This is a genomic window from Hydrogenimonas thermophila (assembly GCF_900115615.1).
Taxonomy (GTDB): Bacteria; Campylobacterota; Campylobacteria; order Campylobacterales; family Hydrogenimonadaceae; genus Hydrogenimonas; species Hydrogenimonas thermophila.
This window is the reverse complement of record NZ_FOXB01000030.1, coordinates 1-26907: the sequence shown is the minus strand read 5'-3', so window position 1 is coordinate 26907 and position 26907 is coordinate 1. Positions and strand designations below refer to the sequence as shown.

27 protein-coding genes and 1 pseudogene are annotated in these 26907 nt (G+C 34.7%); 15 read left to right on the top strand and 13 right to left on the bottom strand.

From position 1 onward, the window contains the following. Positions 1 to 325 precede the first annotated feature (325 nt). A complete protein-coding gene (locus tag BM227_RS09170; protein ID WP_092913238.1) occupies positions 326 to 961 on the bottom strand; it encodes a hypothetical protein in 636 nt (211 codons plus the stop codon). 354 nt (positions 962 to 1315) lie between these two features. Between BM227_RS09170 and BM227_RS09165 the strand changes: the two genes are divergently transcribed. The 9 genes from BM227_RS09165 to BM227_RS09125 all read left to right on the top strand — a co-directional run bounded on the left by BM227_RS09165 (position 1316) and on the right by BM227_RS09125 (position 8384). Beyond that, the gene (locus BM227_RS09165; protein WP_092913236.1) at positions 1316 to 2929 is read left to right on the top strand and encodes an FAD-dependent oxidoreductase; all 1614 of its coding nucleotides are present in this window, start codon (positions 1316 to 1318) and stop codon (positions 2927 to 2929) included. 13 nt (positions 2930 to 2942) lie between these two features. Then, positions 2943 to 3128, top strand: a complete 186-nt coding sequence (locus BM227_RS09160) for a hypothetical protein (RefSeq protein ID WP_143089725.1) — start codon at positions 2943 to 2945, stop codon at positions 3126 to 3128. Next, positions 3125 to 3835, top strand: a complete 711-nt coding sequence (locus BM227_RS09155) for a succinate dehydrogenase/fumarate reductase iron-sulfur subunit (RefSeq protein WP_092913232.1) — start codon at positions 3125 to 3127, stop codon at positions 3833 to 3835. Before BM227_RS09160 ends, BM227_RS09155 begins: the two co-directional genes overlap by 4 nt. Continuing rightward, positions 3836 to 4513, top strand: coding sequence for a Crp/Fnr family transcriptional regulator (locus BM227_RS09150; RefSeq protein ID WP_092913230.1), 678 nt, complete (start codon positions 3836 to 3838; stop codon positions 4511 to 4513). After that, entirely contained in the window at positions 4503 to 5324 is an 822-nt protein-coding gene (locus BM227_RS09145; protein ID WP_092913228.1) for a CorA family divalent cation transporter, read from the top strand. The genes BM227_RS09150 and BM227_RS09145 overlap by 11 nt, the downstream gene beginning before the upstream one ends. Before the next feature lie 80 nt (positions 5325 to 5404). Continuing rightward, the gene (locus tag BM227_RS09140; RefSeq protein ID WP_092913225.1) at positions 5405 to 6289 is read left to right on the top strand and encodes a YfdX family protein; all 885 of its coding nucleotides are present in this window, start codon (positions 5405 to 5407) and stop codon (positions 6287 to 6289) included. An 86-nt stretch (positions 6290 to 6375) separates the two neighbouring features. Next, positions 6376 to 7578, top strand: coding sequence for an NAD(P)/FAD-dependent oxidoreductase (locus BM227_RS09135; RefSeq protein WP_092913223.1), 1203 nt, complete (start codon positions 6376 to 6378; stop codon positions 7576 to 7578). Between the two features lies 1 nt (position 7579). Beyond that, the gene (locus BM227_RS09130; RefSeq protein ID WP_092913221.1) at positions 7580 to 8077 is read left to right on the top strand and encodes a YajQ family cyclic di-GMP-binding protein; all 498 of its coding nucleotides are present in this window, start codon (positions 7580 to 7582) and stop codon (positions 8075 to 8077) included. A 1-nt stretch (position 8078) separates the two neighbouring features. Next, a complete protein-coding gene (locus BM227_RS09125; protein ID WP_092913219.1) occupies positions 8079 to 8384 on the top strand; it encodes a hypothetical protein in 306 nt (101 codons plus the stop codon). Here the strand turns inward: BM227_RS09125 and BM227_RS09120 are convergent. From BM227_RS09120 to BM227_RS09100, 5 genes are all read right to left on the bottom strand, one after another. After that, entirely contained in the window at positions 8381 to 9721 is a 1341-nt protein-coding gene (locus tag BM227_RS09120) for a diguanylate cyclase (protein WP_092913217.1), read from the bottom strand. The two genes, BM227_RS09125 and BM227_RS09120, sit on opposite strands and share 4 nt — an antisense overlap. A gap of 14 nt (positions 9722 to 9735) precedes the next feature. Continuing rightward, positions 9736 to 12942: an NAD-glutamate dehydrogenase domain-containing protein gene (locus tag BM227_RS09115; RefSeq protein ID WP_092913215.1), complete on the bottom strand. Its 3207-nt coding sequence runs from the start codon at positions 12940 to 12942 to the stop codon at positions 9736 to 9738. Between the two features lie 25 nt (positions 12943 to 12967). Further along, entirely contained in the window at positions 12968 to 15070 is a 2103-nt protein-coding gene (locus tag BM227_RS09110; protein ID WP_092913213.1) for an EAL domain-containing protein, read from the bottom strand. 98 nt (positions 15071 to 15168) lie between these two features. After that, positions 15169 to 16101, bottom strand: a complete 933-nt coding sequence (locus BM227_RS09105) for a cytochrome-c peroxidase (RefSeq protein WP_092913211.1) — start codon at positions 16099 to 16101, stop codon at positions 15169 to 15171. Positions 16102 to 16142: 41 nt separating this feature from the next. Then, complete coding sequence (locus BM227_RS09100) at positions 16143 to 16832, bottom strand: MqnA/MqnD/SBP family protein (RefSeq protein ID WP_092913209.1); 690 nt, start codon at positions 16830 to 16832, stop codon at positions 16143 to 16145. A gap of 56 nt (positions 16833 to 16888) precedes the next feature. Here BM227_RS09100 and BM227_RS09095 point away from each other — a divergent pair, with 56 nt between their 5' ends. The 3 genes from BM227_RS09095 to BM227_RS09085 are packed head-to-tail and all read left to right on the top strand — an operon-like array spanning position 16889 to position 18776. Further along, a complete protein-coding gene (locus BM227_RS09095; protein WP_092913207.1) occupies positions 16889 to 17110 on the top strand; it encodes a MoaD/ThiS family protein in 222 nt (73 codons plus the stop codon). A 3-nt stretch (positions 17111 to 17113) separates the two neighbouring features. Further along, on the top strand, positions 17114 to 17560 hold the full coding sequence (locus BM227_RS09090) for a molybdopterin synthase catalytic subunit (RefSeq protein WP_092913205.1): 447 nt from the start codon (positions 17114 to 17116) through the stop codon (positions 17558 to 17560). A 1-nt stretch (position 17561) separates the two neighbouring features. Continuing rightward, complete coding sequence (locus tag BM227_RS09085) at positions 17562 to 18776, top strand: molybdopterin molybdotransferase MoeA (RefSeq protein ID WP_092913203.1); 1215 nt, start codon at positions 17562 to 17564, stop codon at positions 18774 to 18776. Positions 18777 to 18788: 12 nt separating this feature from the next. Here BM227_RS09085 and minE read toward each other — a convergent pair whose 3' ends face one another. The 4 genes from minE to BM227_RS09065 are packed head-to-tail and all read right to left on the bottom strand — an operon-like array spanning position 18789 to position 21753. After that, the gene (gene minE / locus BM227_RS09080; RefSeq protein WP_092913201.1) at positions 18789 to 19028 is read right to left on the bottom strand and encodes a cell division topological specificity factor MinE; all 240 of its coding nucleotides are present in this window, start codon (positions 19026 to 19028) and stop codon (positions 18789 to 18791) included. Then, the gene (gene minD / locus BM227_RS09075) at positions 19025 to 19840 is read right to left on the bottom strand and encodes a septum site-determining protein MinD (protein WP_092913200.1); all 816 of its coding nucleotides are present in this window, start codon (positions 19838 to 19840) and stop codon (positions 19025 to 19027) included. The genes minE and minD overlap by 4 nt, the downstream gene beginning before the upstream one ends. Then, positions 19831 to 20379 (bottom strand): septum site-determining protein MinC, encoded by a 549-nt coding sequence (locus BM227_RS09070; protein ID WP_092913198.1) that lies wholly within the window; start codon positions 20377 to 20379, stop codon positions 19831 to 19833. The genes minD and BM227_RS09070 overlap by 10 nt, the downstream gene beginning before the upstream one ends. Before the next feature lie 45 nt (positions 20380 to 20424). Next, the gene (locus BM227_RS09065) at positions 20425 to 21753 is read right to left on the bottom strand and encodes an MFS transporter (RefSeq protein ID WP_092913197.1); all 1329 of its coding nucleotides are present in this window, start codon (positions 21751 to 21753) and stop codon (positions 20425 to 20427) included. 65 nt (positions 21754 to 21818) lie between these two features. Here BM227_RS09065 and rdgB point away from each other — a divergent pair, with 65 nt between their 5' ends. Both rdgB and ciaB read left to right on the top strand, forming a co-directional pair. Beyond that, on the top strand, positions 21819 to 22415 hold the full coding sequence (gene rdgB, locus BM227_RS09060; protein WP_092913195.1) for an RdgB/HAM1 family non-canonical purine NTP pyrophosphatase: 597 nt from the start codon (positions 21819 to 21821) through the stop codon (positions 22413 to 22415). 5 nt (positions 22416 to 22420) lie between these two features. Further along, positions 22421 to 24271, top strand: a complete 1851-nt coding sequence (ciaB, locus tag BM227_RS09055) for an invasion protein CiaB (protein WP_245757050.1) — start codon at positions 22421 to 22423, stop codon at positions 24269 to 24271. Between the two features lie 115 nt (positions 24272 to 24386). On the opposite strand, the gene BM227_RS09050 is transcribed toward ciaB, so the two are convergent. Then, positions 24387 to 25406 carry an aldo/keto reductase gene (locus tag BM227_RS09050; RefSeq protein ID WP_092913194.1) on the bottom strand — a complete coding sequence of 340 codons (1020 nt, stop codon included), beginning with the start codon at positions 25404 to 25406 and terminating at the stop codon, positions 24387 to 24389. Between the two features lie 59 nt (positions 25407 to 25465). Beyond that, a complete protein-coding gene (locus BM227_RS09045; protein WP_092913192.1) occupies positions 25466 to 26128 on the bottom strand; it encodes a LexA family transcriptional regulator in 663 nt (220 codons plus the stop codon). A 79-nt stretch (positions 26129 to 26207) separates the two neighbouring features. Here BM227_RS09045 and BM227_RS09040 point away from each other — a divergent pair, with 79 nt between their 5' ends. Further along, entirely contained in the window at positions 26208 to 26585 is a 378-nt protein-coding gene (locus BM227_RS09040) for a Y-family DNA polymerase (protein ID WP_092913191.1), read from the top strand. A 3-nt stretch (positions 26586 to 26588) separates the two neighbouring features. Here the strand turns inward: BM227_RS09040 and BM227_RS12775 are convergent. Further along, a pseudogene (locus BM227_RS12775) lies at positions 26589 to 26907 on the bottom strand (hypothetical protein); the annotation flags it as partial.

The following is a 26907-nucleotide window of genomic DNA, read 5'->3' as shown; positions in this document are numbered from 1 at the left end:
TATAAGCTATATAATATCGCTGGAAAGGTAGTTACACATGCAAGAAAAATCACTTTAAAGGTTAATGAAGAGTTTGCCAAACTACTTCAAAATATAAGGCACAAAGCTTATGAGATGAGTTTAGAATGACTACTTTAAATCTAAAAATCAGTGCATTTCAAAATATAATAACAATATACTATTGTCAAAAAACAAGGAAATTTCGTAAAAATAGTTCAAAATGTAGTAACTTTGGAGTAAAAATATGTAAGAGATAATTTTGGTGCATATTTAGGCATTTTATTTTTTCAAAAAATGTGTTTTTTAGGGAATATTAGGTGGGTTTTTATTTTATGGATTTATTTGGGTTATATCTCTCTTGCAACTGCTGTTTCTCTTCACTCTCTTTGGTATCAGGAGAGGCTATAGGACCGTGAAGAGCTTCAATCAGTTTTGCTTTTTGCTCCATATTAAGATCTTGTGAAGATACAGTATCAAGAATCTTCTCTGCAATTTTGACACGAGCTTCATTCTCTTTTTGATGAAAATACTTTTTCAAATTATCTTCGTATGCACGAAGTTTATCTTTACGCCGTTTGTCAAAATACCATAAAAGTGCTGCACCTATTAAAAAGATCAGCAAAATTGCACCTATTAATATATAACGCTGCATTGCCTGCTCATGTTCAATTTTAAGCAGTTTCTCCTTTTCACGAAGAAGTGCCAACTCTTTCTCTCTTTCAAGCTCCAACTGTTTTAGTCGTGTCTCACCACTGATCTTTTCAAGCTCTATGCGTTTTTGGGCTTCGATTTGTGCCAACTCTTTTTGAGTTTTTAACTCTTCATCACTGATGAAAGTCCTGTATTTTGTACGTTTCTCTGTAGTTGGCTCTTTTACATCAAAACCACCTGTACCACTATTGTCAACTGTACAACCTGTAAGAATTCCAATTAAAACAAGACAATAGAAAAACTTTATCATCTCTCTTTACCTATTTTTTTATATAGTATAGCACAAGCATCTAGTTAAAAGTAAGACCAACTATTAGAATCATAAAAAGGCTGCAGATGCAAGGCAGAAACTTGCAGGTGTGTTAGTTACACATCAAAAGTTTCTAACGTAGCAGATGTAGCCTTTTTATGGTTCCCTTAGGGCGTAAAGAGAACGGTACGATTACTTCGTTAGATTTTCTTGAATTAGCTTTAGCTAGTCCTGCGAAAATCTGCCTAGTACTCGTACCGTTCTCTTTACGCTAATAATTGGTCTTACTTTTGACTAGGTGCTTATAGATTGCTATAATTGACATAAAGAATAAATTGAGAGTGGGATAGCTTTATGATAGATGTATTAATTATTGGCGGTGGTGGTGCCGGACTTTCAGCAGCACTTGCTGCAGCAGAAAATGGTGCAAAAGTAACTGTGTTGGGTAAAACTTACCCGACTCGTTCTCAAACTTCTATGGCTCAAGGTGGAATAAATGCCGCACTGGGCAATGTAGGAGAAGATAGTGTAGAAGCTCACATTGCCGATACCCTTAAATCGGCTCATACACTTGGTGATGAAGTGATGATAAGAAAGTTATGTGAAAAAGCTCCTGATGCTATTAACTGGTTAGATTCCATCGGTACACCTTTTAGCCGATTGGAAGATGGCAAAGTAGCACAAAGAAAGCTTGGCGGTGCTAGCGGCAAGCGTGCCTGTTATGCTCAAGACTATACAGGACTAAAAATTCTTCATACCTTGTATGATGCTGCACTTAAAGCCGATATTACCTTTTTAAACGAATATTTTCTTCTTAACTTCATTGTTGAGGAGAACCGTGTACTAGGTGTTACAGCGATTGAGATGAAGAGTGGTGAAGTCAAGGCAATTGGGGCTAAAAGTGTCATCATTGCCAGTGGCGGATACTGCGGTCTTTATCGTGGATTTACAACTAACTCAACAGCAATAACAGGTGACGGAGTCGCTGCAGCGATTCGTGCCGGATGTGTGCTAAGCGATATGGAGTTTATACAGTTTCACCCAACAGCACTGAAAAATAGCGGTATCTTAATTGGTGAGAGTGCTAGAGGTGAAGGTGGATACTTGGTAAACAGTAAAGGAGAGCGTTTTGTAGATGAGCTTAAGCCTCGTGATGTAGTGGCAAAAGCAATTTGGGAGCAAATTGAAAGTGGTGAAGAGGTCTTCATTGATATACGCCATCTAGGAGAAGCTTTCATAGAAGAGAGTCTGCCACAAGAGCATAAACTTGCCAAACTTTATGAAGGAATAGATCCTGTAACTGATCTGATTCCAATCAAACCGGTAGCACACTATACAATGGGTGGAATAGATGTCGATCATAATCATCAAACCAAAGTTGAAGGGCTATTTGCTGCAGGAGAGTGTGCCAATGCTTATGTTCACGGGGCTAACCGATTGGGAGGTAACTCACTACTTGAAACCATTGTATTTGGACGTGAAGCAGGAGAGAATGCTGCAAAATTTGCACGTGAAAATAGTGAAGTAAAAGTAGCGTCTTCTGAACAGTTTGAAAAAGATCGCAATTTTGTTGCAGCAATTCCACAATTTACCAACCAGATCGATTTTTATGAAAAACGAGACTTTATGGGAAAAATCTTCTACCGCAATGCAGGAATCATTCGCAATGAGATGGGGCTTAAAGGGGTACTAGCTGCAATTAGACAGATGCAAAAAGAGTTGCCATTTATGGGAATTGCCGATAAGTCTAAAGAGTACAATACCAACTTACTGGAGTTTATAGAGTTTGGCAATATGGTTGAACTTGCAGAAGTGGTTCTCGTTGGTGCAATTGGACGCAATGAGTCACGTGGGGCTCATCAAAGAGAAGATTTTCCAAATGAAGATAATGAGAAATTTGGCGGAGTTCACTCATTGTCTTGGAAAGAGCAAGGAGTGCTTTGCAATGAATTTCGGGGGATGAAGTGAGAAGAGACGGAGGATGGAAATGACTAAGGATGATTTGACAGTTGAAAGACTTGAAAAAGAGTTGGCTAAGGCAGAAAAGAAGTTAGATGAAACTGAAAAACTGATTGAAGCAGTCAATAAAGAGCTTGAGCCGTGGGAAGAAGAGTATGAGATGGGCGGCAACTGCTGTGAAGATTTTGATGATGAGGAAGAGAAATGATTACCATATCTATAAAGCGTTACCATTCTACTAGACAACCTGCTGAAATCATACAGAAGTGGGAGATTGAAGAGGGTGTTACACTTCTAGAAAGCTTGACAAACATTAAAACAACCAAAGATCCAACCCTAAGTTTTCGTTCAGGATGCAGAAGCAGTATTTGCGGTAGTTGTGCCGTGCGTGTCAATGGACGTGAAGTATTGGCTTGTGCATATAAGCCAAAAGATGGTGATGTAGTTGAACCATTACGTTTTGCTCCTGTTATAAAAGACCTTATTGTAGATCAAAGTAGCAGTTTTGAGACATTAAAACGAGCTAAAGCGTGGCTTGAAACCTCAAGAAGTGATGCTGTCATCACACCAGAAGATGAGAAACGCACAGCGGTTCAAAGTGACTGCATTCTTTGTAATTCTTGTTATAGTGCCTGCCCTGTTTATGAAAGCAAACCCTTGTTTCTTGGACCTTTTGCTTTGACACGTGATTGGCGTTATGTGGCTGACCCTCGTGAAGAAAATATAAAAAGTAAAATAGATGACATTCAGCAAGACGGTGTATGGGATTGTACATTGTGTGGAGAGTGTACAGCGGTATGTCCTCAAGGGATTGATCCAAAATCAGACATTTTGATGCTAAGAACAAAAAGCACTCAAATGGGTCATATGGATCCAAATATGGGAAGCTTTGGAAGTTTCGGACTGGATTTTTAAATGGGTCATGTAACTGAACTTGAACCTTTTGAGGGGCTAAGTAAACAGTTAATAGATGAGATTAACCGTATAGGTATCATAAAAGACTACCCAAAAGGCTCTTCAGCTATGGATGCTGATGATACGCTTTGCTCTTTTTACATTATCATAGAGGGTCGCATTAAAGTCTATCAATATAATCCAAACAACAATAGAGAGCAGACCATCTATCTGCTTGGTCCTCACGATATGTTTGATGTTTTGACAGTGCTTGACGGTTTACGTCATGATGTTATGACTGAAGCAATTGATGAAGTTAAAGCTTTGGAACTTCCCATAGAAAAAGTACGTGAATGGCTTGATACAAATCCGGCTTTTAACCGTGCTTTTTTCCCATATATGGCAAAACAGATGCGTCAAGTTGAAGAGTTGGCTACCGATCTGTCTCTTTATGATACCTCAACACGTTTGATGAAACTGATTCTTAAAAATCTGGATCTTAAAAACCCTGTTAAACAGTTGGGGCTTTTGCAAAACCTTCCACACGAAGAGATAGCATCGATGATAGGAACAGTACGCCATGTTGTCAACCGTCATTTGCAGCAGCTTAAACGTGAAGGGATTTTAAATATAGAGCGCAAGAAGCTTGCCGTTAATGATGTAAAGAAACTATTGGAGAAGATTGAGAATGGCAATTGAGTTAAAAAAAGAGCATATAGATGAACTTTTGCTTGAAGATATAGAGAGTGATAACCACCCTTCTGAATTTGAGCTTGGCAAAGATTATGCTGTGCTGATTCTAAGACTGCCTGAAATGAGTGACAATGGATTGCAGGTTATCTCTTATGCATTTGTTATAAAAGATGGTGTTAGTTTTAGGTTTAATCGTGAGGTTAAGGAGCTTGTTCCTAGCGGCTCTTTGCATGATTTATATGAATTTCTTGATCAAAAGACCGATCAGATGCTTAAAGATATCCAAAGATACCATTATGAAATAGAGATGCTTGAAGAGAGCCTTTATGATGGTGCTTTCTCTTCTGACTTTATGCAAAAGTGGCTGGCATACAAAAAAGATGTTTCACTAATCCACCGTCTTATGTTTCATGCAGGACTGGCTTTTGAGCAGTTTGTAAATCACCATAAAAGACGAGATGACTTTAAAGACTTAGCTTATGCTGATCTTTTTGAGCATATAGGAAGAATCCGTGATTTGGCAAAAGCAGCAATGGAAAAGCTAGATAACCTTTATGACTTTTATCGTGCAAAAGTAGATGAACGGATGAACAGAAATATGTATTGGCTTACTATCATCTCTGCTATCTTCCTTCCTCTTACACTGGTAACAGGTTTTTTTGGTATGAACACAGGTGGTTTGCCATATACCCAAACACCAGATGGTACATTTAAAGCTGTAGTTGTTTCACTAATTTTAGAAGCTCTTTTTCTTGCCCCGTTTATTTTTATGAATATTAAGAAGGTAGAAAAGTTTCATTTCAAATTTAAAAAATGATACTTAAGTAGCAGAAAAACTTGATGTAATTAGACTAAAATTTCTTCAGTTAGAATAGTAAATATCTGAAGGAGTTAATAATGAAAAAAGTGTTGTTATCTCTGGCAACAACAGCTTTACTCTGCACTACATCTGTTATGGCAACAACATCTGCAGAAATTAGCAAAAATGCTGTAAAAAGTGCAAAATCTGAAGCCAATAACCAGCACTTAAAAGTAGTTAAAGAAGCCGTTGAAGCAGTATTTTTAACAAAAACTGTACTTAATGATCTTGAAAAAAAAGATTTAAAAAGAGCAAAAAAAGATTTAGAGAGTGCTATAGGTAAACTTGAAGTTATTCTAGCACATAAAAATGCTCCTTTAATGCTCCCCATAGACTCTGTTGTAAAAGCGACTGAATATAGTGGTGATCTAAAAAGTATTAAAACAGATTTAGAATTAGTAAATGATCTTATTGATGATGGTAAGGTTCAAGAAGCTAGACGACTTTTAAATAGGCTTCAAAGTGAAATCGATATAATCACTATCAATCTACCTCTTGTATCTTATCCAGCAGCATTAAAACTTGCAGCAAAATATCTGCAAGATAATAAGTTAAAAGAGGCAAAAGATATTCTTGAAATGGCTCTTGGAACTTTGGTACAAAATGAAATAATCATTCCATTACCTCTTTTAAAAGCAGAAGCATTAATAGACGCCGCAAGCAAAATTGCAAAAAGTGATAAAAATCAAGCTCTTAAACATATTGATGCAGCTAGAAATGAGTTAAAAATTGCTGAAGCTCTTGGTTATACAAGCTCAAGTGATACAACATACAAAATTTTAGATGAAGCTATAGATAAGATTGAAAAAGAGATAAAAGGTAAAAATAGGGCAGAAAAACTATTTGAAGAGCTGATAACTAAACTAAAAGAATTTAAAGATAAAGCAATTAAAAATATTGATACTAAAGAAAGTGAAAAATAGAGAAAAAATATAGACATTTACACAAGTCACACAACAATATATACAAAACTCCGGTATAATATAATCAAAAATATCGGAGTTTTACTATGCATCATGTTGTAATAGTTGGAGGCAGTTATGCTGGTCTTTGTGCTTTAAATGAACTTTCTAAACACCCTGCAATACGCATAACTGTAATTGACAGACATCCGTACCACTTTTTACAAACTGAAGGATACGACCTTATTGCTGGTAAAGTACCATTTGACAATACAATTATTGGACTTCGATCACTATGTGCTGGATTTGGCGATAATGTGACATTTTTACATACTGCAGCTGAAAGACTTGAACCAGAAAGTAACTGCCTTATATGTGAAGATGGAAATGTAATAGAGTATGACTATATCATCATTGCAGCAGGTGCAGTAACTCGCTTTTTTGAGAGTGTTACAGGATTGAAAACCTGTTCTCATGGAGTTAAAAGCTTTCGAGCTGCATTTAAGCTGAAACAGTTTTTTGAAGCAGAACTCTACAAAAGATTGGAAAGCGCAAAAGAGTCTAAAGAGAAATACAGCATTTTAGTAGGAGGTGCAGGACTTTCCGGTGTTGAAATTGCAGCTGAAATGCAAGCTTTTTTCAACCGTTACTACCGCTCTAACTCACTATCTTGCGGCAAAATTAAAATTCATCTCGTAGGTAACTCTATTTTACCTGGTATGAAATCGAATGTTGTTAACAAAGCTAAAAAACGTCTAAAAGAGCTTGGTGTCATCATTCATACAGGCTCTCATATATCTAAAGTTGAAAATCAGTGTGCATATTTAGAAGATGGCAAAACCATAGATTTTGATTTTATGATATTTACAGGTGGTATTATGGCTGCACCATTTGTTCAATCTTTACCATTTGAGAAGAATAAAATAGGACAGATAGTAGTAAATGGTTACCTTCGTCCAAAAGGTGCAGAGAATGTTTTTGTAGTAGGAGATGCAGCTGATTTAAAAGACAGAAATGGTAAACGTATTCCTCCTACTGCCCAAAGTGCTGAACAGAGTGGAACAGTTGCAGGACATAATATAGTTGCTTTGCTAAAAGGTAAAAAGATGCAAAAAGCAGACATTAAATTAAGAGGACTTGCAATTGCTCTTGGCGGAAGATATGCTATTATTGATGCTGGTCTATTTTGCATAGATGGAATAGTGGCATATATAGGCAAGAAATTTATTGAAAAGAGTTACAAATGGCCATTGCGTTTAAGAGCACGCAATGGATTTTATAAAATATCTCATTGTACAAAGGAGAAATAGTATGGCAAAAGAGCATAGTTTTGATATCTCAGCAAAAGCAGATATGCAGGAGATAAAGAACGCTATAGCGCAAGCTCAAAAAGAGGCAGATAACCGCTACGATTTTAAAGGACTTGCAAAAGAGATTAATTTGAATGAAAAAGCAAAAACAGTTACTCTTATTTCATCAAGTGACAATAAACTTGATGCATTGATAGATATTTTAATAGGGAAAATTATAAAACGAGGTCTTTCACCAAAAACTCTTAAAGAGACTAGTCGTGAAGATGCAAGTGGTGGGACTAGAAGAGCAGTTTTTGCAATTATTGATGCAATTGGCAAAGATGATGCAAAACAGATTGTAAAAGAGATTAAAGGTCTTAAACTTAAAGTACAGGCAGCCATTCAAGGTGATGAGATTCGTGTTAGTGGAAAATCTTTGGATGATTTGCAAACAGTCATTGCTCATCTAAAGTCACTTGACTTTGATTTCCCAATCAACTTTGGAAACTACAGATAAAATGGTTGAATTCAAAGATGAGTGGACGCAAGAGGAGTTCTTGCAGGCTAAAAAGAAACTGGAAAAAGAAGGAAAAAAGGTTTTGCTTATAGACATTATTGCAAAACCTATTGAAGGTGCTGATACAACTCTTTATAATCCTTATGAGTTAAAAGAGTATCCAGAAGGTAGTGTTTTTGTCTTTTATTGTGATACAGGCAAAGAATCAAAAGAGAGATTACCCGAATTTCGTAAAAAGTTTCCTGATAAAATCTGCATATCCTTGCGTGGAGGACGTGGATACTGGCGTAAAACATTACGTGCTTAGAAGTTAGTACAAGATGACTCTACTCTATTTTTACCATTTCTTTTAGCTATATAAAGGGCATTATCTGCCCTTTTAATAATATCTAAAACATTATCACTTATAGATCTTTTTGCACTTACTCCAAAACTACAAGTGATTCTTTCAGGTCCATCTTTAAATATATGATTTGCAATAATATTACGTATCTTTTCTGCAACAATAACAGCGTTTTTACAATTTGTCTGAGGCAAAAATATTATAAACTCTTCTCCACCCCATCTAAATAACATATCATTTTTTCTAAGAAATTTCTGCGTATAATATACAAACTCCTTTAATATACTATCACCTGCATTATGTCCATATGTATCATTTACAGATTTAAAGTCATCAATATCTATAATGATTATAGAATAAAAGGAAATTTTGTATCTTATAATTCTCTCTTCCTCTTTCTCAATTACTTTTTCAAATTTAGTTCGGTTGTATGCCTGTGTTAAAGGATCCATCATAGCAATTTTTTCAAACTCAAGCGCTCTTTTTGCTATATCTAGGCTTTTACGTGTTAAATCCATCCATTTATTGTAAAGAAGGCGTGTAAGTTCTGACTGAGAAATTATGCCAACTATATCTCCATTTTTGTCAGCAATAATAACTCGTTTAAAATGTTTTTTTGTTATAAAATCCAAGGCCTCTTTTACAGTTGCATTTTCTCTAAGTGTTTGAAGCGGTGAGCTCATATAGTGAGATATAGGTACATTTAAAGAAGTATTATTTGCAAAAATTTTTAAAACATCACGTGCAGTTACAATACCAACTGCTTTTTTATTTTTTAAAATTATAAGAGCATCATCAAGATCATTTTCAAGAAGTATTATAGCTTCTTTAGCAGGCATATCATGCGGTATATAATTTATTTTATGCCTGCCTATCAAATTAATAACTTGCTCATACTCTGCTAAAATTTTTGGATCATAGTTAGCTATAATATCAGTTTTCGATACTATTCCAACAAGTTTACCCTCTTCAACAAGACAAATATAATAAAAATCTATTCCATATTTAGAAACAACATCTTTTACAAAAAAATCTTTTGATTCAACAATACAAGGTATAAGAGGAATATTTCTTAATGAAGTTTCAGGAGTAGTCGAGTGCTGTTCTCTTATGATATCTGAAATTGTTAATATACCAAATTCACCGGTCTCATTATCTATAATTATGACATCTCTCAACCCTTTTTCATACATTAAAGATACAGCATCTTTAAGCGAAGCATCAATATCTATTGAAACCACATCTTTTGTTCCAATATCAAATAGAGTTAAGTCCTCTTTCAAGGGTTGAACCTCAGGCATATTGTCTCCTAACTCTATATTGGATTTTCCAGTGTCATTTGCACAAGAGTATTTACAAGTATTGCAATATCTTCAAGTTTTTGTTCATCTGGATGTAAAAACTTTTCAAAACTATCTTGTAGAGCTTGATATCGTTCTTCACAATCTTGAAGATAGCTCTTTAAAGCCTCCTCCATAGTTTCATCTTTTCTTTGATAGTGAATAACTTTCTCACTTAACGAGGTTACAGAAAACTCAATAAACTCTTTAAGCTGTTTTTTTATTGTCTCTTCTTCTTCATTTTTAGATCTAAAGTTTTCAAGTGATTCTAAAATTTCATTAATATGCAACTCTTTTATTATTGCATGCATTAATTTTGCTGTTTCATCAAAACGTCTATGATTTTTCTCATGTAAAATTATTGCTGCTATTGTAAACTTCATATAAGGTAGATGATAGAAAAACCTGTTTATTGGACTATCTTTATCTACAATCTGTACGATTTCATCTTCAGAAGTTGCATCCATAAGAGAAGATAGTTCATTTTTATAACGCAAAAGTGTAGGAGCGTGAATCTGATCTGTCAAAAGGTGACGCATCATCCAATCAACACTAAACAATATAGTAGTTTCAATTTCAAATAGTAAATCATACTGCTTAGATGATGATATTTTATAATCTTGACGATAAATCTCATAACGAATATCGTTTGTACCAAAAAGCTGATTACAAATAAGATAACTTTTTATTTTTGATAGAAAACGATCTTCACCTAAATCTTCAAAATCACTTATAAAAGTTATTCCTGTACTATTTATAATTCTATTTGCCATTACTGTAGCAGAAATCTCTCTTTTAAGAGGATGTCTTAAAATCTCATCTTCATATATAGTTGCAAATGATTTTGGAAAATATTTTAACAGATACTCTTGTGCAAATGCATCTTCTAAAATATTACTATCAAGCAGATGCTGTTTTACAAATATTTTTGCATATGATAAAAGTGTCCCAAGAATTGGGCGTACAAGCCCACCATTTTCATCTATAATGTCAGATATTTTTTCATCTTTTGGAATATGAAAACGTTTACGGCTAAAAACAGGAAGTTTACGCTCTAGTAATGAAATAACTTTTAAAAATGGCTCAATATTGTTTTGGCTTCTGCGATAATCTAATGATATAGCCAAAGATTGATGATAGTTGGTCCACAATACTCTTTTTGTAACCATTTCAGCTTGATGCTGAAGTGTATCTAGACGACTCTTTTCATCAAGTTGCCCTTTTCTTGTTAAAGAAGCTAAAGTTATTTTCAAATTTACTTCATGATCACTCGTATTTACGCCTGCAGAGTTATCGATTGCATCAAGATTTATGAAGCCTCCCTGCTTTGCATACTCTATTCTTGCAGGAAGCGTAAAACCAAGATTTCCACCTTCACAAACTGTTCTAGCTTTTAATTCAGATGCATCTATACGAACATTTTCGTTAGCTTTATCTCCAACATCCAGATTACTTTCCCAACTTGCCTTAACATATGTACCTACACCGCCATTGAAAAACATATCTACTTTGAGCTTGAGGATGGCTTGAACCATCTCTTCGCCACTCATACTTTGGCGTGTAGTTTTAAACAACTTTTGAATCTGCGTAGATAGAGGGATCTCTTTATCATTTCTGTTAAAAACCCCTCCACCTTCACTTATTTTAGAAATATCATAATATCTCCATCCACCTTTGGGACTAGCTTCAAAAAGGCGTTTTCGTTCATTATAAGCAATTTCAGGATCAGGGTCAGGATCTATAAAAATTTCACTATGACTAACTGCTGCAACCAATTTAAAATATCTGCTTTGCAACATTGCATTACCAAAAACATCACCATTCATAGAGCCTATGCCAATAACAGTAATAGGCGTTTCATAAAAATTTATACCCTCTTCAATAAAAAAACGCTCTACTGAACGCAATGCTCCTTTTGCTGTAATTCCCAACTCTTTATGATTGTAGCCATTGCTGCCACCACTTGCAAATGCATCACCAAGCCAAAAACCACGTCTTAAAGCAATAGCATTTGCAGTATCACTCATATGAGCAGTACCTTTATCTGCTGCAACTACAAAATAGGTGTCATCTTCATCATATCTTACAATTTTTGGATTGACTATACACTTTTCATCTTCTTGATTATCAACAAGATCTAAAAGTGCATCAATATATAGCTCATAAAAATATTTGAACTTATCTTTTGTTATCTCCTCTTTAGGCAATCTTATTATAAAACCACCTTTTGCTCCACTTGGAATGATTATGGCATTTTTGCCCTCTTGAGTAAGCATTAAAGAGCGTACTTCTATACGAAAATCTTCAAAGCGATCACTCCAACGTATGCCTCCTCTGCTTACACTACCCATACGCAAATGTACACCGCTTAAGTTGTAGTGATGAACAAAGCTCTCTATACGAGGCTGAATTCCTGCCATTTTGCTTTTAATTTTATATGTATGAACTTTAAATGATATAGCAGATTTTTCAAGAAAATAGTTAGTTCTAACCATTTGTTGGATTATCTCAAAAAGCATACGTATGACTTGATCTTCTGTGATATGTGTGATTGGATGAAGCATATTCTCTATTTTTTCTTCTTGCCTATCCATCTCACGTTTTCTATATTTTATTGAAGGATTAAATTTTATGTTAAAGTAATCAAGCAAAGATTTTGTAATAGAGTGATGTTTAATCAAAATATTTGTCATTGTCATTTCATTAAATGCAGGTACCAACTGATTTTCATAAGCTATTAATGCTACTAAAAGCTCAAGCTCTCTTGGTGATATATTTTCTAAAAGTGTAAGCTGAAGAAGTGCTGTATTTGGAAGAGTAGGATTACATAGCATCGTCTCAAGCAGTTCAAGAATATTTCTTTGAGTATGGTTAATATCTTCCAACTGCTCATTGGCTATACGGTATCTGCTTACATAAATTTTACTTGTTTCAAAAGGAATTTCATATGAAATTTCACTATGTACTGTTAAACCAATATTTTTTAGTAAAGGAACAATTTGAGATAGTAAAAAGTGCTGCCTACCATATAATTTTAAATATGGTACTCCATCTTTGTCTGTAATAATTTCAGCAGCAAAAGGTTTTTTCTGTAAGTACCTTACAATATCTTCTGGTAATGTAAGGTCATCATCCCTTAAAATTTGTAAACATGCATTAGCATATCGTTGATCAAGTTCCAAAAATTTCCTTCTTTATAAATTGGTATTACGTAATTATATCAGGTTTAGGTTTTCCAAGATAAAACCCTTGCCCTAGCTCTATTCCAAGTGATTTAACTTTTTCAAGAACATCTTTAGAGTGAATATATTCTGCAACCGTCTGAACCTTAGCACTCTTTGCAAAATCTCTTATTGTTGTAACAACCATCTCAGCATGTTTGTCATGATCTATATCTTTAATTAAAGTTCCATCAATTTTAAGTAAATCTATATCCATTTTTAAAAGTTTTTCAAAATTTGAATATCCACTACCAAAATCATCTATAGCAACTTTACATCCATACTTTTTAACATCTTTTACAAAGTCTAATAACACATCATAATCTTCTATCTCTTCACTCTCTAAAATTTCAAATGTGATAAGATTTGATACATCTTTATATTGCGAAAGCATTGATAAAATCATATTTGCTTCATCTGGATTTTCTATCTCATCAGGAGATATATTTACACTGAATGACTCTCTACTCTCTTGTGCTTTTTTAAGAGTTTTTTCTAAAATTATTGAAGTTATAATACTACTTATCTTTGCCTCTTTAGCTGCATTCAAAAAGTGGTAAGGTGTCAACACCTCTTTCTCACTTATTTTAAGTCTGGCAAGAGACTCATACTTAACAACTTTATTTGTTTGTAAATCAAATATAGGTTGAAAATATGGAATTATTGCATCATTATCGATAGCTTGATTGAGCTGTTTTAACTCTTTAATATTTTTAGCAATTTTTTCAGATGCATCAAGTCTTGGATTATATATAGCATATCTTTCGCGTTTTGACTGTTTTGCATGTTTAAGTGCCATATCTGCTGTTTCAAAAAGTTTACTAGCATAACTTGCACCTGCAGAAATAGTAATATCTACACTTATTCCTTTGGTTATAAAAGTTTGATTATTGAAAAGATCTAAAACAGTATGAATCACTTTTTCAAGATGAGATGTACTAACATACTCAAATACAATAGCAAAATCATCACCACCAAGCCTGTAAAACTTTGACTCTGGAAACTTTTCAGCAAAGTTATTTTTTAATCGTTCTGCAATCTGCTTGAGTATTGCATCACCTATCTCTCCACCATAAAACTCATTTACATGTTTAAATTTGTCAATATTAAATAGAACCATAGCAGGGTGTTTAAAATTATGACGATCATTTTTATATGATTCTCTATTTCCCAACTCTGTCAAAGTATCAGTTATAAGAGATTTTTTCAAAGCTTCTTGAATTTTTCTCAATTTGATATTCTCTTTTTCAGAATGGAAGATGAAATATAATACAACCAATATGCTTATTAAATAAAGAAGCAAAAAGAGTTGAGAAAAAGTGTTTATTGACTCATGATTTTTTGCTGCTTCACTATTATATGATTTTATAGTTTTAAATAATGCATCCATAGATGGACTATTTATTATATAATGTAAATCTTTTTGAAAATATGGAAAATAGTTAATGAATATATCTAAGTGCCTTAAAGCAGTTTGTAATAACTTTTTCTGCTTATCTTTAGTTACGTTACTCTCAATTTTTTGTAACCTATTATGATACTCTTTAAGTTCTTCAACAAATCCACTGTCAAGTGCACTTTTGGTTAAAAAAACTCTTGCATTTATTTTTGCAAATAGTTTATTTATTTCATACTGATGTGTATCTGATGAGTCAAAAGTTTCAAAAATCTTTAATCCAAGTGTTGGAAGATAAACTGTACTGTTTTTAATAGATGCATTAAGTGTTAAAAACTCTGTAATAATTTTTTGAAATAAATTGAACTCTTGCTCAAATATTCCAAACTTTTTTGCACTTATTAAAAAACTGCTACTTTGCAAAGCTGGGTCATTTTTTAATTTAGATATAGATTCTTTTATAGATTTTATTTTTTTATAAATTGTATCATTATTAAAGTATAGGAAATAGCTAGCTTGAAGCGCTAAGTATTGTAACGAAATTAAATCTCTCTGAATAGATTGTAATTCATTCTCAATACGTGTTTCATTTTGGAAATTTTTTTTGAGAAATATCTGTTGATAATATAAAAGCCCCATACCAAGAGCTGCAGCCATAAATACAGCTGCTATTTTTAAATATAAACGTTTCAATATTTCTCCTTTTCAACAGCATATTCTCAAAAATATTTGAAACAATTATAGTCTAAATACTTTTAATTTTAATACTTTAATATTTCTCATTACTCTGTTTATTTCTTCTGTATAATTTTTGGCACTTCACCAGTTAATGTTTTCATAAATGCAACCAGTGCATCAATCTCTTCTTTATTTAAATCAAATCCCAAATTGTGATAACTCATCTTTTGCAATACTTCTTGCAATGTAGCAGCACTACCATCATGCAAGTAAGGTGAAGTTAATACTATATTGCGCAGTGTTGGCACTTTATAGACATTTTTATCTTGCGGTTTTTTTGTTATAGCGTAACGATCAGGAAAATCTGATTTCCATTCATAAGAAAATATCAGCCCAAATTTTTGAAAACTGTTTCCCCCTATATTTACACCATTATGACAAGTTATACAACCAAACATTTTAAATAGTCTATAACCTTTAGCCTCTTTGGGAGATAATTTAGTTTCATTTCTTAGATATTGATCAAATTTACAGTTTGGAGTAAATAGTGCTTTTTCAAATTCAGCTATTGCATCAAGAACATAATCATACTTAGGTTCATTCTTGAAAACTTTTTTAAAAAGAGAACGGTAATATTTATTCTCTTTCAAATATTTCTCAATTTTTTCAGGAACCATATCCATTTCAACTGGATTATGAATAGGGCCATTTGCCTGCTCTTTCAGATCTTTTGCTCTACCATTCCAAAATTGACGAAAATTGAAATAGCTGTTATAAACAGTAGGAGCATTTGCACAACCTTTTGAACCACGAACACCAATTGATACTGGTCTTGGATCTGCACCACCATGATCGAAACTATGACAACTCACACAAGCAACTGTTCCATCTGAAGAGAGTCGAGGATCTACAAACAAAAGTTTTCCAAGTTCTGCTTTCTCTTTATTATAATCAAGATGTTGCGGTATAGGTTTAATAGGTTCATGTGCAAAAAGTACTGAACCAAGAGATGTAATTAATATAACTATTCTGTAAATATGTTTCATAATGTCAATTATAATGCAACGTATATTTATAAAAAATTAAATCAAGTTTTTTTACATTTTTCAAAAGTGTTATTTTTTTGCTTTAAACGACTTAAGAGAAAAAAACGTTTTAATGCTTTTTTTTCACGCCACTTTAGTCTGTAATAAATCTTATCTAAATACTCTTGTAACTGTTTCGTTGTTATTCCATGTTTTTGTGCTTCACTTCTTAAAATCCGATATGGCACTTTAGGAGGTGACTTAAAAAAAGTTTTTGTCATTTTTCCTATTCTGTCTCTATACGGAGGGTGAGCACATAACCTTGCAAAAACAAATGGTAGCCCCTCTTTCTCTTTCCAAGCACTAGCTAAATCTATTGCGCCATTTGGGTCTTTTACCCAGAAACGAAGAGCTTTATCTCCTATTAATATCTCTCCTTTAAGTTGCAAGACATTAGCAAGTTGGTTAGAGGTATCAGACTCAATATCTGATTTGGACTCTCCAGGAATAAGCAACACACTTTGCACTTCTCCATCAGCAACTATTCCAAAATCACTACATCTGTAATGACGACTCTTAATACTAGATATTACAGCAGCATCTACCCGTTTTGCTTCAAATATCCTGTTTATTCTTGATGGAACAGATCCTCTTAGTGTCCAAGCCTTTTTTTCACTACTGTTTCGAAGATATCGTTTTAAAAATATATGAAATGGTAAAAGGTTTAGATATTCTATTTTTCCAAAAATCATAACTGTATTATATCCATATATGATATAATCAATATAAAAAATTTTAGGAAAAGAGCATGGTAAAAGTAGAATTTTTAGGTCCTATTGGTAAAGAGCCTATTGAAATCGATGCTAAATCATTGACTGAAGTGGCTGAAATTCTAAAAAAAGATCCTGAAATAAAAGAGTGGTTAAAGCAGTCTGCAGTTGCAGTAAATGATACAATGGTTAACACTCTTGACATAAAGCTGAAAGATGGTGACAGAGTCAGCCTGTTACCTCCTGTATGCGGAGGATGATCTATGGTGCTTATATATAATGGACCAATAGATGTAGATAAGCTTTTAAGCCGCTGGTACAATGCTGAACACAATAAAAACTACGGTGCAATGGTTAGCTTTGTAGGAACAATACGTGAAGAAGGTGGTATAGAAGCACTAAGTTTTGATATTTACCGCCCAATACTGGAACAATGGTTTGAAGGGTGGAAAAAGAAGCTGGAAGAAAAAGGTGCAATTATTGCAATGGCTCACAGTGAAGGTGATGTTCCGGTGCATAAATCATCTTTTGCCTGTGCAATTTTTAGTCCTAAAAGAAGAGTCGCACTTGAAATGCTTGATGCATTTGTTGAAGACTTCAAAGCTAATGCTCCAATTTGGAAATATGATGTAATTAACGGCAAGCGGGTATATGCGAAAGATCGTTCAACTCCAATGGAAGGCAGCGGATTGCTGGCAGCAAAGGTATAAAATGGCATTTATTTCATATAAAGAGTCAATGGAAAAGTTAGATAATTTAATTATTGAAGCAGTTGGAGTTGAAAAGGTATATCTTCCAGATACTCTAGGTCGCGTTTTAGCAGAAGACATTATTGCAAAAGAGAACTCTCCCCTTTACCCTACTGCTGCTATGGATGGCTATGCTATTATTGGTAAAGATCAAGAGCTTGGAGAGCTTGAAATAATAGAGGTAAACCCGGCAGGCAACGATACAGAAGGACTTTGCGTAGTTCCAGGAACTGCAATTAAAACCTTTACCGGTGCTTTAATGCCAAAAGGTGCAGATACACTGATTCCTATTGAAAATGTAGATGTCAGTGATGGCAAGATTATTATCAAAGAGCCAGTAGCTACAGGTTTTTCTGTTCGCCCTGTTGGAGAAAACTTTAAAGAGGGTGAAGTACTCATAAAAAAAGGGACTACCCTTAGTTTTGCAGAAATAGGGGTAATGGCAAGTTTGAATGTTGTTGCTCCACTTGTAGTACAAAAACCAAAAGTTGCAATTCTGGCTACTGGAAGTGAAGTTCTTGAGCTTGGTGAGTGCAGTAACAACCCTGCTCAAATAAGAAGTTCAAACAACTATACTCTTGAAGCATTAACAAAGCAACATGGCGGTGAGCCTGTTCAAATGGGCAGTGTAACTGATGATAGAGCAGCGATTACAACTGCCATGAAAGATGCTTTAAGAAGTGCTGATATTGTGGTTACTACTGGTGGAGTAAGTGTTGGCGATTACGATTTTGTTAAAGATGTTATAAGAGATGAGCTTGGATGCGATGTCATATTTAAAGGTGTGTTGATCAAACCAGGTCAGCATATTATGGTAGCTCAAAAAGGTAACAGATACATTGTAGCACTTCCAGGTTTTGCTTACTCTTCTACTGTAACATTTATTCTATATGTTCTTCCTATTTTGTACCGTTTGCAGGGACGCGAATTTAAATTTGAGACTATTAGTGCCAGATTGCTTGATGGTTATAAAAAAAGAACAAAAAACAAAACAGAATTCGCCGCTTGTAACTTATACATAAAAGATGGTGAGTATGTTTGTGATTTTGAAGGGAAAAGAGACGGAAGCAGTGCCATTATGACCAATATGCTTGGAAATGTAGGTCTTTTATGGCTTGAAGCTGATGAGAACAATAAAGAAGCAGGAGAGAGAGTTCAAGTTTTAGCACTCCGCTAACCGGATATGCTTTTAATTTTGAACAATTACCTCAATTTCTAGGAGATCAACCTCTCCTTTCCTCTCTTTTTTTATCTCTATATCATCGATACGGATATATTTTTCAAGAACCTTAATGATCTCTGCACGCATCTCATCCATATGAGGAATGAGAGTGTGTTGACGATCAGCTGCAATTGCAATCATAAGCCTGTCTTTAGCAACATTGGCACTTTTAGACTCTTTTTTAAAAAGATTTCCAAACCAGCTCATTTAAATAGTCCTGTTAATTTTTTAATAAACCCCTTCTCTTCTGCAATTTCAACATCTACAAAAGGTACATCAATACCGCATAATCTTTTTGCTATACGGCTGTAAGCTTCTCCAGCTTTTGAAGATTCGTGCAGAATTACAGGTTTACCTGTATTTGAAGCATCTATAACACGTTTATCTTCCGGAACTTTACCTAAAAGATTGATAGAAAGAATATCTAAAATATCTTCAGTTGAAATCATCTCTCCTTTTTCTATGAGTTCTGGATCAATTCTTGTAATTACAAGAAATTTACCAACCTTTTCTCCCTCTTTAGCTTTATGACTTTTAGCATCAACAAGCCCTATAACACGATCAGCATCACGAATAGAAGATACTTCAGGGTTAACAACTACAATTACATTGTCTGCATATAAAATTGTATGTTCAAACCCTCCTTCAATACCGGCAGGTGAATCTAGGAAGATATAGTCAAACTCCTCTTTAAGCTGGTCAATAAGCTTTTTTACTCTCTCTTTATCAAGAGCTGATTTATCTTTAGTCTGTGAGGCAGCAAGAAAATATAGATTATCCTGTTTTTTATCTTTAATTAATGCTTGTTTAAGTGAGGCATCACCATCCATTACATTTGTAATATCATATACAACACGGTTTTCAAGTCCTAAAATCATATCTAAGTTTCTTTGCCCAATATCAAAATCTACAACAACTGTCTTTTTCCCTTCAATTGCTGTTCCTATGGCTAAGTTTGCGGAAGTTGTTGTCTTTCCAACACCACCCTTACCGCTGATAACTGCAAATACTATGCCCATTGAATATCCTTTGCATATTTTGATATTAGAATTTCATTATTTTTAAATCTTATTTTATAAAAGTGTTCATCATCCATTGCATCCGATATATCGGCGCCATTAAATACAATACGAGCCTTTGGTGAAGGTTTTAGAAGCATAAACTCTCCATTACACTCAACTCTACCTTCAATGGTTGATAGTGCTATGAAATTTCCTTCAGTACGAATACTAGCACCGCTGTTAACCCTTTTTAGTACCAGTAAATCACGTCTCTCTACTATCTCTTGACCACTTCTAACCAGCTGATCTACTATTCTAAGCCCACTCTGTTTTGTGAACTGAAGAGGTTTGCCACTTTGAGATTGAAGTGACAAATCTTTTGTAAAAGAGATCCCTTCTTTGCGTAAGAAGGTCTCAATTACCGGTGTTACATCACCTTTTAAAAGAAGAAGATAGCGTTTTAAAAGAACAATATTTTTACGAACAAAAGTTAAAAACTCCTCTTCGTTTTCTATCTCAACTTCAAATACTTTTACACTATACTGTTTAACCTGCATTTGAGTAATCTTTTTTATACGATTATAGCAAAATATATCTAATAATTATTTTTTAAGAAATGTCTCTATAACATCAGATGAAACAATCTCATTATCAAATTTGACTACTATAATCTGCTCAGTCTCATTAAGATAGAAGTCTGTTACACCATTAACCATTTTTAAGCCATTAATTTTGTTTTTATCATACTCTGTAAATGGTAAAAATAGATTGTCTCGCACACCAGGACTTCGCATTGTAAAGATCCAAGCTGCCCAAAAAACAGATACTACCAAAACAAAAGTAGCAACACCCCCACTACCAAAGTGTTGATATAGCCAACCTCCGATTGCACCACCTAAAAAGATTCCTACATAAGCGAATGTATTTGCAACACCTAAAGCTGCCCCTTTTTGGTGAACTTTGGCAAATTTACTTACAAAGCTCTGCAACAGAGGTTCAAACATATTAAATCCAATAAAGAAGAATGTTGCACCAACTCCAAACCAAAGAATAGAATCACTCCACCCCATTAAAATAAATGCAGCAGCTATAAAAGCAATAGATGCCAAAAAGACCTCTTTACCTTTACCATACTTCTCTCCAAATACTGCCGCCGGTCCCATTGCAATAATTCCAAAAAATACAGCAGGAAGATAGATTTTCCAGTAACTTTCAGCACCTAATCCAAACTTCTGTTTCATAATAATAGGAATTAGGAAAAAGGCAATAGCCATAGTTGAGCTGTGAAATAGAAATGTTATGTACATTCGAACCAAATCTTTATCTTTAAAGACATGTTTTATTTTTGCCTCCTCTTCAGAGTAGCTGTGTATGATTTTCGGAGGCTCTGGAACAGCAGTAAATAGAATTGTCAATGCAAGTATTGCCAGTATAGCTGTGATCCAAAAAAGAACACTTACAGAGTAGAGTCCACCTATAATAGGTCCTATAATCATTGCAGCCGCAAAACTCATAGCAATTGTCATACCCATAACAGCCATTGCATGAGCTCGCTGATCTTCTCGTACATGGTCTGCAATCATTGCAGTAACTACAGAACCGATTGCTCCTGCTCCTTGTAAAAACCTTCCCAGAAGCAAAATGTAAATATTGTCAGCAATAGCGCTTATTGCCGATCCGGCTGCAAATATCAGCAAACCTATAAGAAGAGTCTTTTTACGGCCTATCTTATCACTCAGTACGCCAAACGGTACTTGTAACACTGCTTGGGTCAATGCATAACCTCCAACTGCAATACCTGCCAAAAGAGCAGTACCTCCAGGCAACTCCAATGCATACTGTGAAAGTACAGAAAGCACAATGAAGAGACCGAAAAATCTCAAAGCAACAATGAGACTTAAAGGTAGTACCTTTTTGAAAATCTCTTTCACGATAGATCCTTATGGTAAAATTTCGACAAAATTATACATCAGTTATATACTAAAGGTTGAAAAAAATGCAAATTATTCTTGCAACTTCAAATAAAGGTAAAGTAAAAGAGATTCAATCTCTCTTTAAGGATGACCATATAATACCTTTTAAAGATATATTAGGTCCTCTTGAAATAGAGGAGAATGGCTCTACATTTGCTGAAAATGCGCTGATTAAAGCAAAAACTATTTTCAATAAATTAAATTCTAACGATGTTATTGTTATCAGTGATGACAGTGGAATTACTGTTCCTGCTTTAAATAATGAACCTGGGATTTACAGTGCAAGATATGCAGGAATTGGAGCAAATGATAAACAAAACTTAAATAAACTTGTTGAAAATCTTAAAAAAAGTGGTTTAAAAGAGACCCCAGCCTACTATACTGCTGCTATAGCAATAATTGCTTCTGAAGCAAAATATGTTATGCATGGGTGGATGTATGGTAAAGTAATAGATGAGCCAAGAGGTGATGGTGGTTTTGGTTATGATCCTATGTTCATTCCAGAAGGATTTGACAAGACTTTGGGAGAGCTTGATCCAGAGATTAAAAGAGAGCTTTCGCATAGAAGCAAGGCACTAACATTAGCTAAACCTATTATTGAAATGTTGAAAAACAGGTGATAAAGATGCAAAATATATATAAAGATATTTTTATGGAAGATCTTCAGAAGGTTTATGATGAGATCCTTCGAAGAGAGAAACAACTTGGTCAATATTATGATCTTCTTAACAGTGGTCATGCTGAAGCTGAAGAGTGGGTAGGTGATTTTCTACGTCGTCTTGAACTGCCAGTTACACCTGAAACAAGAATGGCAGCATTAACACGTCTCATAGGATTACGTGATGATGCACTGACTCAAGTGCTTGAAAAAGAGGGGCGTGACGAAGAGGCTGTCATAGAAGCAAAAGAGACTGCCTATAAGATGGTTGCTGATTTCTACCTTAAACGTCACCTAGAACTGTTAGACTGGATAGAAGATGAAGCTCTTTTAACACCTTTTTACCGTGAAGTGCTTAAAGAGGCACACCGTGTAGGTGAAGCTATGAGCAATTGGCAAAGTGCCTGGACAGCGCATATTATCCACGGTGTAAACAGAGAGTTGTATGAACTTTTTAACGGTGATGAAGAGAAGATTTATGAAATGCTGGAGAGTGAAAACCTTCTTGATTTGCGTGAAGAGGGTTGTATAGGTGATCGATGCTACTCTGTGCTTAAAAAGACACGTAAAGGGTTTAAGAGTGTACCTTATGCCAAAGCATTTCGTATGGAGGTACAAGAAGTTGTCAATAAATTAGAGAATATGCGTGGCGTTCTAGCACAGATGGAAGATGAAGTATTTGGTCAGCAGGCTGAGTGGCTTGCATACATAGATGCTTTGATTGACGCTTTTTCTCATCCAGAAACTGATGGGCTTATTAAAAAGTGGGCAGAAGTTGATCGTAAATGGATGGCAATCACAGCACCTATTCAGATAGGGCATCCTCTTGAATATTATGAAGATCATTACCGTAAAGCAGTAGCACTGGAGTGGGATGTTCGGCTTTCATCTCCAAAGTTGATGCAAGAGAGTAAAATCGCTAAACAAATCAGCTCTATGGCTGAATCTTTGGCAAATGAGTTTGGCGAAGAGGCACAAAGAGTTAATGCAAACTGCTTGAAACAGGTAGAGCGTACGCAGCTTTATATTGGTGTTCCGGCACTATTTTACGGAGCAGAGTTTCAAGGACTCTTTTCTGCGCAAGTTGTTCCTAATGATACAGAAGTAAGTAGTGAACTTGGTAAGAAGATATTTGCTTTTGCTGATAATGTGCTTGAGAGTAAAAAGGCTCGCCCTGTTATGCGTCTAGCACGTGAAGTTTTTGGTGATGACTTTGTTCTTCATCAACGCAAAATAATGTTTGAGCAGCCAGAACTTTGGCATAAAGTTTATGAAATCACAACTATCGGACATGAATATGGTCATATTCTATGGGTAGATGATAATACAGAAACCCAAATGAATGGCAGCGGAAACTACAAAAATGTTGAAGAGTTTAAAGCAACAGTCGGCGGACTTATGGCATTTTTTATGCATGAAGATGAAGCTTTAAAAGAAGAGATTTTAAGAGATACTGTTGCTAGAGCAGTAAGCCTAATGAGTTGGCGAAAAACAGGTGAAGTAGAGCCTTACTATGTTGAAGGACTTTTGCATCTTGATATTCTATTTGAAGCGGGTGTGCTTGATTTTAAGGATGGTAAGCTAACTATTGATTTGAGTGAGAATGCTTACAGAAAGCAAAAAGCACTTTACCAAGCAAGATACATTAAATTAGCTCATGAGTTTTATCTGCCAAAATGTGATGCAGGCAAATTTTTATCAAACTATGTAGAGAAAGTAGATGGCATATGGCTTCCAAAAGATGAGAAAGTAAGAAACTTTGTAGATCACTATTGGACTCGTTATCTTGAAATAGGACAAGAGACAATGCCTTTTTAAGATTAATATTATGCCCTTTGATTTTATTAGTGCAAAAGTGTTTACTCTAATAAACTTTTGCACTTAAAGTGAAATTATCAAGCCAATAACCTCTACTCGTACCACTATAAAAAACTTATCCCATCGGATAAAGAATCTCTTCATGTACCTCATCACAAGCTTTTAACACTTCATCATCAAGAGTTACATCAAGAGCTGCCAATGTATCATCAAGCTGTTCAACACTTGTAGCACCAATTATAGAAGATGCAACAAAATCGTGTTGCATGCTCCATGCAGTAGCCAAAGTCGTAACACTCATTCCAGCCATCTTTGAAATCTTCATATAACGTTCAGTCGCTTTAAGCGTCTTTTCATTTAGATACTTACTCGCCTGTGCACGCACCCTTGGATTTTTATCATCCATATAACGGGTAAACCTAGCTTCCGGTGGAAAAAACTCACCATTATATTTTCCTGTAAGAACACCACCAGCTAATGGAGCATAAGGAAGTAAAGAGATACTCTCTTTACGACACACTGTTGCCAACTCATCCATAAAACGACGGTTAAGTAGTGAAAAGTTATTCTGAATAGACTCAAAACGAGCTAATCCTAAATAACGACTTGCTTCATTTGCTTTTGTCAGCCCATAAGCAGTATCGTTAGAAGTTCCAATATATCGCACTTTACCACTTTGAACCAATCTGTCAAATGCTTCTAAACTCTCTTCAATCGGTACAACAGTATCAGGCCAGTGCATTTGATACAGATCTATGTAGTCAGTTTTAAGTCTCCGCAAGCTTCCCTCAACCGCTCTTTCTATATGAAAACGATCAATAGCTGTCATACCGTGGCGAATAGGAGGTACAAACCAACCACTTGCTGCTCCGGCTACTTTCGTTGCCAAGATAATAGAATCACGCGGTTTTGTCTGTATCCACTCTCCAACAATCTCTTCTGTCACACCTGCCCAATCGCTTCTTGGTGGTACAGGATATAGCTCTGCTGTATCGAAAAAATTGATCCCACGCTCATACACTTTATCCATAATAGCAAATGAGGTTTTCTTATCACAAAACGATCCAAATGTCATTGTTCCCATACATAATGGTGAAACTCGTAATCCAGTTTTTCCTATATAACGATAATTCATACTCCATCCTGATTTAATTATTTAACTTTCATATACTATTTAGCCTACCATAAATTCGGCTAAAATTTCCTTCCTTCCATTTTTCCTACAACCTTCCCAATAATCTCAATCTCATCAAGAAGTACTGTTTCAGATTGGTATAGTGGATTAATGGAGAGCAACTCCACTCTTCCATCACTTCTTTTAATCAAACGTTTTACAAACGTACCAGCCAATGTACGTACAACAAAAATGCCTCCACCGCCTATTTCAGTCACACTCCTGTCTACAAATATTGTAGCACCGTCACGAATTAACGGCTCCATAGAATCACCGATAACATTAATAGCATCTATCCACTTTAAATGCTGTTTGCCACCAAGCATACGTACAATATTTTCATCTATATACAACGTTTCTGGCTTTTCATCTTCATTTAAAGCACCTCCTCCCGCCGAAGCATTAATCTGTTTAAAATATCGCACAGTAGCAAACTTCTCTGTATTTTCTTCCAAAGTTCTTGGCATCTGATCATAAAGAAGCCAATTGATGCTTATAGAGCGTTTGGCACAAAATGCTACTACTGCTTCAAGTGGAAGACGACCCCGTTTTTTAAGTACAGCAAAATATGCAGGATCAATATCTAATGCTTCGGCTACATCTTTGTCGTAAACCTTTTTTTCTCCCAACTCTGTTGAGAGAATATCTTTTAGTCTGTTATTAACCTCTTCAAATGTCAACATAATTTCTCTTTAGAAATTGATATGTTTTTTAGCATTAACCTATCAAAAATTATATCATAAAGCAAAAAGAGGTTATTCAATGATAATACACCTAGACCTTGACTGCTTTTTTGCCTCTTGTGAACGCTTACTAAACCCAGCACTGAAGAATAAACCTATTGCTGTAGGAGGTCGCGGCGATCCTTTTATCTTTAGCCAAAAAAGTCGTAAAAATATTGATGTTACACTAAATAATAAAGGAGCCTTTGTACCAACAATATTTTATGATGCAAAGAGCTCATTTGAAGACTACTTTGTTGAAGATAAAAAAATTAGAGGCATAGTTATTACATCCAGCTATGAAGCAAGAAGTTACGGTGTTAAAACAGGTATGACAATCTATGAAGCTTTAAGAGTTTGTCCCAACTTGATAGTTTTACCTCCTAATCATCTTTTTTATAGCCCATTCCAACCCTAATATTCATTTAATAAGTCCATACTTGATTCTTGTCATACAAATAAGTGTTAAAGCTTCTGTAAGATCATATGTTGTTTCAACAATTTTTCTACCAATATTTTCAACTTTATTCAAATGTAAAATATTGATAACGAAGCTTCTAAGAATAGATAATGCAAAAGCACCTTTATTGACTTTGCATTTATCTTCATTTAATGCAGTATCTTTGTAAAAGTGCATTGTTTCAACACTCCATTCATAAAGAATTTTTGTTAAAAAAGTTTTTGCATCATTATACTCATTTGATATATAGTAGTGTGTTGTAGTCTCTTGATTGTCAATG

Bases quoted from the DNA above. Each gene is read 5' to 3' on its own strand.
- BM227_RS09140 (WP_092913225.1), top strand. From the start codon at position 5,405: ATGAAAAAAGTGTTGTTATCTCTGGCAACAACAGCTTTACTCTGCACT.
- BM227_RS09165 (WP_092913236.1), top strand. From the start codon at position 1,316: ATGATAGATGTATTAATTATTGGCGGTGGTGGTGCCGGACTTTCAGCA.
- BM227_RS09120 (WP_092913217.1), bottom strand. From the start codon at position 9,721: ATGCCTGAGGTTCAACCCTTGAAAGAGGACTTAACTCTATTTGATATT.
- ciaB (WP_245757050.1), top strand. From the start codon at position 22,421: ATGCAAAATATATATAAAGATATTTTTATGGAAGATCTTCAGAAGGTT.
- BM227_RS09135 (WP_092913223.1), top strand. From the start codon at position 6,376: ATGCATCATGTTGTAATAGTTGGAGGCAGTTATGCTGGTCTTTGTGCT.
- BM227_RS09170 (WP_092913238.1), bottom strand. From the start codon at position 961: ATGATAAAGTTTTTCTATTGTCTTGTTTTAATTGGAATTCTTACAGGT.
- BM227_RS09090 (WP_092913205.1), top strand. From the start codon at position 17,114: ATGGTGCTTATATATAATGGACCAATAGATGTAGATAAGCTTTTAAGC.
- minE (WP_092913201.1), bottom strand. From the start codon at position 19,028: ATGAGCTGGTTTGGAAATCTTTTTAAAAAAGAGTCTAAAAGTGCCAAT.
- BM227_RS09040 (WP_092913191.1), top strand. From the start codon at position 26,208: ATGATAATACACCTAGACCTTGACTGCTTTTTTGCCTCTTGTGAACGC.
- BM227_RS09150 (WP_092913230.1), top strand. From the start codon at position 3,836: ATGGGTCATGTAACTGAACTTGAACCTTTTGAGGGGCTAAGTAAACAG.
- BM227_RS09125 (WP_092913219.1), top strand. From the start codon at position 8,079: ATGGTTGAATTCAAAGATGAGTGGACGCAAGAGGAGTTCTTGCAGGCT.
- BM227_RS09095 (WP_092913207.1), top strand. From the start codon at position 16,889: ATGGTAAAAGTAGAATTTTTAGGTCCTATTGGTAAAGAGCCTATTGAA.
- rdgB (WP_092913195.1), top strand. From the start codon at position 21,819: ATGCAAATTATTCTTGCAACTTCAAATAAAGGTAAAGTAAAAGAGATT.
- minD (WP_092913200.1), bottom strand. From the start codon at position 19,840: ATGGGCATAGTATTTGCAGTTATCAGCGGTAAGGGTGGTGTTGGAAAG.
- BM227_RS09045 (WP_092913192.1), bottom strand. From the start codon at position 26,128: ATGTTGACATTTGAAGAGGTTAATAACAGACTAAAAGATATTCTCTCA.
- BM227_RS09105 (WP_092913211.1), bottom strand. From the start codon at position 16,101: ATGAAACATATTTACAGAATAGTTATATTAATTACATCTCTTGGTTCA.
- BM227_RS09145 (WP_092913228.1), top strand. From the start codon at position 4,503: ATGGCAATTGAGTTAAAAAAAGAGCATATAGATGAACTTTTGCTTGAA.
- BM227_RS09130 (WP_092913221.1), top strand. From the start codon at position 7,580: ATGGCAAAAGAGCATAGTTTTGATATCTCAGCAAAAGCAGATATGCAG.
- BM227_RS09155 (WP_092913232.1), top strand. From the start codon at position 3,125: ATGATTACCATATCTATAAAGCGTTACCATTCTACTAGACAACCTGCT.
- BM227_RS09160 (WP_143089725.1), top strand. From the start codon at position 2,943: ATGGAAATGACTAAGGATGATTTGACAGTTGAAAGACTTGAAAAAGAG.
- BM227_RS09050 (WP_092913194.1), bottom strand. From the start codon at position 25,406: ATGAATTATCGTTATATAGGAAAAACTGGATTACGAGTTTCACCATTA.
- BM227_RS09085 (WP_092913203.1), top strand. From the start codon at position 17,562: ATGGCATTTATTTCATATAAAGAGTCAATGGAAAAGTTAGATAATTTA.
- BM227_RS09100 (WP_092913209.1), bottom strand. From the start codon at position 16,832: ATGATTTTTGGAAAAATAGAATATCTAAACCTTTTACCATTTCATATA.
- BM227_RS09070 (WP_092913198.1), bottom strand. From the start codon at position 20,379: ATGCAGGTTAAACAGTATAGTGTAAAAGTATTTGAAGTTGAGATAGAA.